Annotated in this window: 9 protein-coding genes and 1 pseudogene; 3 read left to right on the forward strand and 7 right to left on the reverse strand. The window is 58.3% G+C overall.

Going from position 1 to position 8789, the window contains the following annotated elements; genetic code table 11:
- Positions 1-236: 236 nt before the first annotated feature.
- The 7 genes from Q0F21_RS03570 to Q0F21_RS03600 all read right to left on the reverse strand — a co-directional run bounded on the left by Q0F21_RS03570 (position 237) and on the right by Q0F21_RS03600 (position 6729).
- On the reverse strand, positions 237-656 hold the full coding sequence (locus tag Q0F21_RS03570; RefSeq protein ID WP_297237478.1) for an MmcQ/YjbR family DNA-binding protein: 420 nt from the start codon (positions 654-656) through the stop codon (positions 237-239).
- Between the two features lie 89 nt (positions 657-745).
- Positions 746-1999, reverse strand: a complete 1254-nt coding sequence (gene nqrF, locus Q0F21_RS03575) for an NADH:ubiquinone reductase (Na(+)-transporting) subunit F (protein ID WP_018107660.1) — start codon at positions 1997-1999, stop codon at positions 746-748.
- A gap of 46 nt (positions 2000-2045) precedes the next feature.
- Entirely contained in the window at positions 2046-2663 is a 618-nt protein-coding gene (gene nqrE / locus Q0F21_RS03580; protein ID WP_297132017.1) for an NADH:ubiquinone reductase (Na(+)-transporting) subunit E, read from the reverse strand.
- A gap of 46 nt (positions 2664-2709) precedes the next feature.
- Positions 2710-3336 carry an NADH:ubiquinone reductase (Na(+)-transporting) subunit D gene (locus tag Q0F21_RS03585; protein WP_297237481.1) on the reverse strand — a complete coding sequence of 209 codons (627 nt, stop codon included), beginning with the start codon at positions 3334-3336 and terminating at the stop codon, positions 2710-2712.
- Between the two features lie 2 nt (positions 3337-3338).
- Positions 3339-4067, reverse strand: coding sequence for an NADH:ubiquinone reductase (Na(+)-transporting) subunit C (gene nqrC, locus Q0F21_RS03590; protein WP_297237484.1), 729 nt, complete (start codon positions 4065-4067; stop codon positions 3339-3341).
- A 23-nt stretch (positions 4068-4090) separates the two neighbouring features.
- Positions 4091-5326, reverse strand: coding sequence for an NADH:ubiquinone reductase (Na(+)-transporting) subunit B (locus tag Q0F21_RS03595; protein WP_288966578.1), 1236 nt, complete (start codon positions 5324-5326; stop codon positions 4091-4093).
- A gap of 53 nt (positions 5327-5379) precedes the next feature.
- Positions 5380-6729 (reverse strand): Na(+)-translocating NADH-quinone reductase subunit A, encoded by a 1350-nt coding sequence (locus tag Q0F21_RS03600; protein ID WP_297237486.1) that lies wholly within the window; start codon positions 6727-6729, stop codon positions 5380-5382.
- 92 nt (positions 6730-6821) lie between these two features.
- On the opposite strand from Q0F21_RS03600, the gene Q0F21_RS03605 reads away from it, so the two are divergent.
- From Q0F21_RS03605 to Q0F21_RS03615, 3 genes and pseudogenes are all read left to right on the forward strand, one after another.
- Positions 6822-7016 (forward strand): hypothetical protein, encoded by a 195-nt coding sequence (locus tag Q0F21_RS03605; protein WP_297237488.1) that lies wholly within the window; start codon positions 6822-6824, stop codon positions 7014-7016.
- Between the two features lie 287 nt (positions 7017-7303).
- Positions 7304-8476 (forward strand): hypothetical protein, encoded by a 1173-nt coding sequence (locus Q0F21_RS03610; RefSeq protein WP_297237490.1) that lies wholly within the window; start codon positions 7304-7306, stop codon positions 8474-8476.
- A 35-nt stretch (positions 8477-8511) separates the two neighbouring features.
- Positions 8512-8789: pseudogene (locus Q0F21_RS03615) on the forward strand (hypothetical protein); the annotation flags it as partial.

Below are 8789 nucleotides of genomic sequence, written 5' to 3' on the forward strand. Positions count from 1 at the left end.
CGGACGGAGTATGGTATGCCGTGACGTGCCTGCCATAACGGACGAGTCTCCCGTTATGGCAGTACGATGCTGACTCTGGCTTGTAGGGATGGCGAATATCTATTACCGGGTTTAGTGATCACTAAACCCGGTAATAGACTTCACTAAACCCGGTATTAGATTACTCCCGATCCCATCGGGCATGTCCGACCCTTCGGTCAGATCACAAAAACAACTTTGAGACCTTTGCAAAGGTCTTACTTTTGGAAAAGCTGTTTCGTATCCTCAGAAGCGGGTCTGCTCGACTGATCGGGGGAGGGGATGAGGAGGTTGCGGTCGCGGCGCGGTAGCCCTGCTACCACCAGCTCGTAGGAGCGGACGAGGAGATGTCGGACGATCTCCTCGGGGCAGTCGAGGTCGAGCCGGAGCGAGGTCCAGTGCTTCTTGCTCATATGATAGGCGGGCATAAGGGCATCGTAGCGGGCGTGGAGCGGTGCAACTTCACGCAGATCGCTCTTGAAATTGAGGAGCGGATTGCCGTCGTGGTCCTCCAGCACCAGCGCAAAGATCCGCTCCTGCACGCGGTAGAGTACGGCATCCCACGCCTCCTTGTACTCCTCGACAGCGCCGGGGAGGCTGAGGCACAGCTCCGGTATGAATGAGTAGTCGCTTAGCATATCCCAAAGGTACAGAAGATAAATCAAAGGGGGGCTGTGTCTCGCATGGAAACACAGCCCCCCTCTTCGTTGGGTATCAGATCGGTGGATTAGCCGAAGTTGTCGAAGTAGATCTGCTCGTCAGGTACGCCGAGGTCATCGAGCATCTTGAGCGCCGAGGCGGTCATCGGACCGGGACCGCACATGTAGTACTCGCAGTCCTCGGGAGCGGGGTGATCCTTGAGGTAGGTGTCGTAGAGGCACTGGTGGATGAAGCCGGTGGGACCGGTCCAGTGGTCGGACTCGGGAGCGGCGGAGAGGGCGATGACAAACTTGAAGTTCTCATTCTCTCGCTCGATCTCGCGGAAGTCCTCCTCGTAGAAGATCTCCATCCTGGAGCGGGCTCCGTAGTAGTAGGAGACCTTGCGGGTGGTGTGGGCGGTCTTGAAGAGCCAGAGGATCTGGGCACGGAGCGGCGCCATACCGGCACCACCACCGATATAGATCATCTCGGCGTCAGAGTTCTCATTGATGTGGAAGTCTCCGTAGGGACCGCTGAGACGTACCTTGTCACCGGGCTTGAGGTTGAAGATGTAAGACGACGCAATGCCGGGAGGCACCTTCATCCAGCCACCATTCTTCCGGTCAAAGGGCGGCGTGGCGATGCGGACATTCAGCATAATGATGTCGCCCTCCTCGGGATAGTTGGCCATGGAGTAAGCACGGGTGGTCTCCTCCTCGTTCTTCGCGGTGAGGGGCCAGAGCTTAAACTTATCCCACTCGCCCTTAAACTTCTCATCCACCTCCATCGTGGAGTAGCTGATGTCGTACTCGGGGATAGTGATCTGGGCATAGCTACCAGGCTTGAAGTCCATATGCTCGCCCTTGGGCAGTGCGACGACAAATTCCTTGATGAAGGAGGCGACGTTGTGATTGGAGACAACGGTGCAGTCCCACTCCTTGACGCCAAAGACGGACTCCGGTACGCGGACCTTCATGTCGTCCTTCACCTTGACCTGACAGGAGAGGCGCCAGTCGTTCTTGATCTCCCTGCGGGAGAAGTGGGGCACCTCAGTGGCGAGGATCTCGCCTCCGCCCTCCATCACCTGGCAGCGGCACTGACCGCAGGAGCCCTTACCTCCGCAGGCGGAGGAGAGGAAGATGCCTTGGTTCTGGAGCGTATTGAGGAGCGTGCCGCCCATGGGTACGGTGTAGGTCTTGTCGTCATTGACCGTCACCTCGACGTTGCCGACCTTCACGAGCTTAGCCTTGGCGAAGAGGAGGACGACGACGAGGAGCAGGATGATGATGAGGAAGACGACCACACTCGTCAGGATCGCTGTAGTAGATATTGCAAGTAGCATTTCTTTCTTGTTTCCTTAGATAAAAAGGGTGATCTCTGACGAGGACTTAGAGGGCGAGACCGGAGAAGCTCATGAAGCCGAAGGCCATGAGACCGGTGATGATGAAGGCGATGCCGAGACCCTTGAGTGCCTTGGGTACACGTGAGTACTTCATTCGCTCGCGGATAGCCGCCATGGAGGCGATGGCGAGGGCCCAGCCGATGCCGGAGCCGAAGCCATAGGTGAGTGCGTGTCCCACGGTGGGGAAGGCACGCTGCTGCATGAAGAGCGATCCGCCGAGGATGGCGCAATTGACCGCGATCAGTGGCAGGAAGATGCCGAGTGAGTTGTAGAGCGCCGGGCTGTACCGCTCCACCACCATCTCCACGAGCTGGACGAAGGAGGCGATGACGGCGATGAAGATCAGGAGGCTGAGGAAGCTCAGGTCCACCTCGGCAAACTTTGGTCCCAGCCAGGCGAGGGCGCCGGGCTTGAGGATATAATTCTCGAGCAGCCAGTTGATCGGCACGGTGAGGGTCATGACAAAGATGACGGCGGCACCGAGTCCGATGGAGGTCTTCACACTCTTCGAGATGGCGAGGAAAGAGCACATCCCGAGGAAGTAGGCGAAGATCATATTATCGACGAAGATCGACCGGACGAAAAGGCTTAGATATTCTCCCATAATGATAATCGATTGTTCTCTATGTGATACACTTGAGCCTTAGGGCTTACTCCTCCTCCCACAGCTCGTGGTGACGGCTGCGGTGGACCCAGATGATGCAGGCGATCAGGATCAGCGCCATCGGCGGGAGGATCATGAGGCCGTTATCCATATAGCCGGCGTCGTAGAATCTATCGGGTATCACCTGATAGCCGAGGAGCGTACCGGAGCCGAAGAGCTCGCGGAAGAATCCGATGATGATGAGGATGATGCCGTAGCCGACACCATTGCCGATACCGTCGAGGAAGGACTGCCAGGGGCCGTGGGCGAGAGCAAAGGCCTCGAGCCGACCCATGAGGATACAATTGGTGATGATCAGTCCGACAAAAACGGAGAGCTGCTTATTGAGGTCATAGGCGTAGGCCTTGAGTACCTCGCTGATCACGGTCACGAGGGCGGCGACGACGACCAGCTGCACGATCATGCGGATGGAGTTGGGGATCGTCTTGCGGAGGAGGGAAATGATGACGTTGCCGAAGGCGACGACGATCGTCACCGAGAGCGCCATCACGATAGCGGGCTCAAGCTTCGAGGTGACCGCGAGAGCGGAGCAGATGCCGAGCACCTGGACGATCACGGGGTTGTTGCCGCTGATCGGTCCGAGGAGGATGTCCTTATTCTTTAGCTTTGACATAATCAGTTATTCTGCTGCTTGAGGTTATTGAGGAAGGGCTCATACTGCGTCAGCACGTCGAGGAGCATGTTATTGACTCCCTTAGATGTGAGCGTGCCGCCGGAGATGCCGTCGACATAGTCGCGACTCTCATCCGTCTTGCCGTGCTTGACGACGGCGATGGAGGTGAAGCTGCCGTCGCGGTAGAGGTGCTTATCGTGGAATTGCCCGCTGAAGGGCTCGTGAGAGATCTCAGCACCGAGACCGGGGGTCTCGCTGGCGTGGCTGAAGTCTGCCCCGAGGACGCTGTCTCCGTCACCTGCGACGGAGATGTAGCCCCAGATGGGACCCCAGAGACCGGCGCCGTAGAGCGCCATGACGTATCCCCTCTGTCCGTCGAGCGAGGCCTCAAAGACCGGATAGCTCTCCTGCTCAGCAGGAGTGCGGAGCTCAGCGATGTCGTAGCTAAAGGCGGGATCGGTCGTGCCGGTGCCTCGGGTCTCCTCGATGACGTTGCCCTCGCGATCGACGAGGTAGGCGTCGGTGATGGTAGCGTTGTAGGTGTCGATCACCTTATCCTTAGCCACCCCGGAGATGCCGAGGGAGCGGAGGATCTGCTCCATCTTGTCGATATTCTGATTGTCGATCTGTCGATCCTTGAGGGACTGTGAGGTGAAGGCGAGCCCTACGGCCACCAGGATGACCATCACAGACGCATAGAGGATCACATAACCGTTGTTTTCCTTATTCATAGTCTTTTATCGTCCTTCAGGGATTACTTGGAGATCGCCTCAGCGTGTGCGGCGGCCGCCTTATTGGCGCGCTTCGTACGACGGCTGACATTGGCCTCCACGACGAAGTAGTCGATCAGCGGTGCGAGAGCATTCATCAGCAGGATCGAGAGCATCATACCCTCGGGGTAGCCGGGGTTAAGCACACGGACGCAGATGGCGAAGAAGCCGATCAGGAGGCCGTAGATCCACTTACCTGTCTCGGTGCGGCTGGCGGTGACCGGGTCGGTCGCCATGAAGACGGCACCGAAGGCGAAGCCTCCCAGCATCAGATGACTCCAGGCGGGCAGGGTCATGGCGGGGGTGGCGCCGATGGCATTGAACATGAGTGCCGTCAGGAAGCCGCCACCAAAGGTGGCTACCATGATCTTCCAGCTGGCGATGCCGGTGCAGAGGAGGATCAGCGCACCGATGGCGATGGCGATGATCGAGGTCTCACCGATCGATCCGGGCATCAGTCCGGAGATCATGTCCCATGAGGTGAGGGGCTGGCCGAGGGCAGTCGTAAGTGTGCCGGCGGTCTCCTCCGTCCAGGTGGCTACCTGACCGAGCGGGGTGGCGCCGGTAAAGCCGTCCACCACCTGGTCGCTGCCGCCAAAGCCGAGCGCGCGACCGGTCGGTACCCAGACGTCTCCGGACATCTTGCTCGGGTAGGAGAAGAAGAGGAAGGCACGGGTGACGAGGGCGACATTGAAGATATTGTATCCGCTGCCGCCGAAGACCACCTTAGCAAAGATGACCGAGAAGACGATCGCCAGGGCGAGCATCCAGAGCGGCACGCTCCATGGCACGATCAGCGGGATGAGGAATCCGGTGACGAGATAGCCCTCGGAGATCTCCTCGTCCTTGATCTGCGCGTCGGCAAACTCGATCGCCAGACCGACGATATAGGAGACGAGGAAGCGGGGTAGGAAGGCGAGGAAGCCGTACCAGAGACGGCTCCAGAAGCCGTACTCCACCAGCTGACCTGTCACGAGGAAGTGCTGGTAGCCGAGGTTGTACATACCGAAGAGGGCGCACGGGATCAGCGCCAGCACCACGGTGATCATCGCACGCTTCATATCGATGCTGTCATGGATATGGACGCCTCGACGACTCGTCTCCGTGGGCACGAAGAGGAAGGTCCCAAAGCCCTCATAGAGCGACTTCGCCCAGTGCATCGGCTTGCCTTTCTCAAACTTCGGTGCTAAGTTGTCGAACTTTTTCTTAAAAGAATTCATGTATGTCTCTACTATGGGATTGTGTGGCGTGAGCACTCACGCCGGTCCATCGATCAATTCATCTCCTTATAGAGCTGATCCAGACCATCGCGCACGATAGCCTGCAGGGGCAGCTTGGAGGTGTCGACAAATTCGCACAGAGCGAAGTCCTCCGGCACCACCTCATAGATACCCAGCTGCTCCATCCGCTCGATGTCAAAGGTGATGATCGCGCGGATCAGCTGCTCGGGGAAGATGTCCATCGGGAAGACCTTGTCGTACTCGTTGCTAAACATCAGCGGGCGCTCCGAGCCGTGGAGACGCGCATCGATGGTGTACTTCCGCTTCCCGGTGAGCCAGGAGGTGAAGGTACGCGAGACGGAGTACTTGTCCAGTCCCGGAGCCATCCAGCCGAAGAGCTCCACCGTCTCGTCCCCCTCGGGGATCGCGGTGATGATATTGGTCCGAGTGGAGAGGAAGGGGTGGCTATCGGTGACCTGCAGTCCCGTGAGCACATCCCCATCGATGAGGCGGAGGTGCTCAGCCGTATTGGCCTTTTTGTCGGAGACAATGTCCTCGATCTTAGCACCGGCGCGGACGACGGTGATCCCTCTCCTCTCCATGCCGGTACCGGCGCAGGCGACACGCTTCGTCAGGTCAACGTGACCGGTGGTGAGGAAGCGTCCCAGCAGGGCCATCTCCGTCACGGAGAGGGTCCAGACGACCTCCCCCTGATTGATCGGGCGGGTATGATTGATCAGCACGCCCACGTTGCCGGCAGGGTGGGGACCCTTCACCTCATACTCGCGGACGCCCTTCAGCCCCAGAGCCTCGCCGGGAGCGTAGCCCATGTAGACGTCGCCCTCGGTGAGCTTACCCAGCACATCTGCAGCGATCTGGAGATACTTCTTGTCCTCTCCGAGGAGCGCCATCGTGTCGGGCAGGAGCGGGGCGGTGAAGTTGGCGGTGACATAGATGTCCCGCGGTCTCTCCGTCGGGTCCGGCACCATATCGTACGGCCGCTTACGGAGGAGGGCGAGCATGCCACTCTGCATCAGGAGCGAGAGGATCTCCTCACGGCTCCGCGAGGTGACGTCCGTCACATCGAAGTCCTTATACGTTACGTCGGCGTCTGCCTTGATCTCGACGTAGAGGATCTTGCGCTTCGCACCGCGCACCACCTGCACCACCTCGCCGCTGACGGGGGAGACGAGGACCATCTCCGGGCAGGGCTTGTGGTAGAGGACAGGACTGCCGGCCATTACACGATCGCCTACCTGCACAGACAGGCGGGGCTGTAGCCCCGGGAAGGATGTCGGACTGACGCCATAGGACGACCCGACAGAGGAGGGGATCACCTCCTCAGATGCGTCGCCTGCCAGTCGTATGTCGAGACCCTTCTTGATACTGATCTCTTGAGCCATATACTATCGCTACTCTATTTTTTTTGGATTTCTCTCTTGTGTGTACCAATGACACGCAAAGGTACCTATTTATTTTAGAAAAAAATATCCAATTGCCGCCCCCTGGCAGGGCTGACGCATTTGAGTTTCACCTCGCCCGCCCGGTCCAGCAGGGACTTACCCGCCGTCCCCCCTCCTTTGACACCCCGCCCCTGTACGATGACACATTCATCCCCTATGCGGCGGGAGGCGGATCCCCGGTGCTGGGGAGTATCGTATCGAGCTGGATAAAGTTCGGAGAGTTCTAAACCCGGTAATAGTGATCACTAAACCCGGTATTAGTTGCAACTAATACCGGGTTTAGTTTGGGGGTGCAGACCTGACGCCCCTGGTTATGTCGATGAGGGAAGTGCGGCACAGGGGCTCCTTAAACTTTCGGCGCAGTTTTTGATCAAAAGAATAGCAGAGAGAGTGAGCAGGTAGGTGAGAAGTAGAATACTTTTTCGTACCTTGCAGGTGGGATCGAGTATCCCCGTGATACCTCTTGTCCACAGAAGAGAAGGTGAGTATAAACTTATTAGACTAACGACGCGATATGAAAGCTTTACATCGGATACTAACTGCCGCCATGATGCTGGCGGCGGTCTCTGTGGGTTATGTCGGACAAGCGCAGGACGATGCGTACCTGACCCCCTCTAAGGCTCGGGTAGCACGTCAGCAGGCTAAGAAGGCATACGCCCGCGAGATGGCTATGGAGAGACAGCGCCAAGCTAAGCGCGACTCCATACGCGATGCTCAGCTAAAGGCCCGGGATCGGGCTACAGACTGGTATAACCGCCGTGACATGAGGGTCACGGTTGAGGATATGGAGCGAAATCTGGACAACCTGGACACGCCTCGCAACGGAGGTAAGTACGCTGCCCGGATGAGACGCTTCAATGGTGAGGATGACGGGCGCATTGTCCTCGATGACGTGCAGAAGGTGTACGTCATGGATGACTATGAGTACGACCCTTGGACCCGGAGCTACTACGGCAGAGGATGGGATCGGAACAGTAATGTCTACATTACTATCAATACCGACCCCTGGTATGCCGGCTATAGAGGCTACGGCTGGGGTGGCGCCTACTCCTATTACTATCCCTGGTATGGCGGGGTCTACGGTCGTGGCTACTACGACCCGTGGTACGCCGCTCGCTGGTCCTATCCGGGCTGGTATGACCCCTGGTATGATCCGTGGTACACACCCTGGGGTGGTTACTACGGCTACACCTGGTCCAGACCTTACTATCGCTACTACCCGTATGACTATGGCTACTATGGCGGTGGTTACTGGGGTGGCTACTACGATGGCTGGTACAGCCGGGACTTCTCCTCGCGCTACACCCCTCGGGCACGCCGCACGGAGAGCTACTACGACCGCCACGCCGCCACCTACGGTCGAGCACTCGGTCAGGGCAATGTCTCCCGCTGGAGCAATGGCGGAAATGGGGCGAACTACACCCGCTCCAATAACTCCCGCTACGTCAATAACGGTCGCCGCCCCACCATCGGTACCACTCGAGCCAATACCCATAATAATAGGGGATACAACTCGACCAATCGTACCACCAACCGGTGGAATAACGGCTCCAATAACAACAGGAGCTACAATACGACGCGGAGTACCTACAGCACCCCGTCCCGCTCCTCATCGCCGTCTCGCTCCACCACGACGACGACAACAACGACCACCCGTAACAACGGGACCGGTGGTGGTCGTCGCTAAGTGACAGACCCTCATTTCCTCAAGCACTTAATGCAATGACACTACATAAATCAATCACTCCCCTGCTCGCCCTCTCGCTCCTCCTCGGAGTGAGTACCGCCGAGGCGCAGGCGCCCACCGACGTCTACCGGAATAGCATGCGGGAGATCCACGGCACGGCACGCGCTCAGGCCATGAGCAATGCCGTCGGTGCCCTCGGCGCCGATCCTACAGCCGTCTCCGTCAATCCTGCCGGCATCGGGCTCTATCGCTCGAGCGAGGTGACCTTTGGCTTCAATGTCGGTCACGTCAAGAGCTCCACCAACTGGCAGGA

The organism is uncultured Porphyromonas sp. (assembly GCF_934359325.1).
Taxonomy (GTDB): Bacteria; Bacteroidota; Bacteroidia; order Bacteroidales; family Porphyromonadaceae; genus Porphyromonas_A.

Coding starts and splice junctions, on each gene's coding strand:
- Q0F21_RS03610 (WP_297237490.1), top strand. CDS start 7,304: ATGAAAGCTTTACATCGGATACTAACTGCCGCCATGATGCTGGCGGCG.
- nqrC (WP_297237484.1), bottom strand. CDS start 4,067: ATGAATAAGGAAAACAACGGTTATGTGATCCTCTATGCGTCTGTGATG.
- Q0F21_RS03585 (WP_297237481.1), bottom strand. CDS start 3,336: ATGTCAAAGCTAAAGAATAAGGACATCCTCCTCGGACCGATCAGCGGC.
- nqrE (WP_297132017.1), bottom strand. CDS start 2,663: ATGGGAGAATATCTAAGCCTTTTCGTCCGGTCGATCTTCGTCGATAAT.
- Q0F21_RS03600 (WP_297237486.1), bottom strand. CDS start 6,729: ATGGCTCAAGAGATCAGTATCAAGAAGGGTCTCGACATACGACTGGCA.
- nqrF (WP_018107660.1), bottom strand. CDS start 1,999: ATGCTACTTGCAATATCTACTACAGCGATCCTGACGAGTGTGGTCGTC.
- Q0F21_RS03570 (WP_297237478.1), bottom strand. CDS start 656: ATGCTAAGCGACTACTCATTCATACCGGAGCTGTGCCTCAGCCTCCCC.
- Q0F21_RS03595 (WP_288966578.1), bottom strand. CDS start 5,326: ATGAATTCTTTTAAGAAAAAGTTCGACAACTTAGCACCGAAGTTTGAG.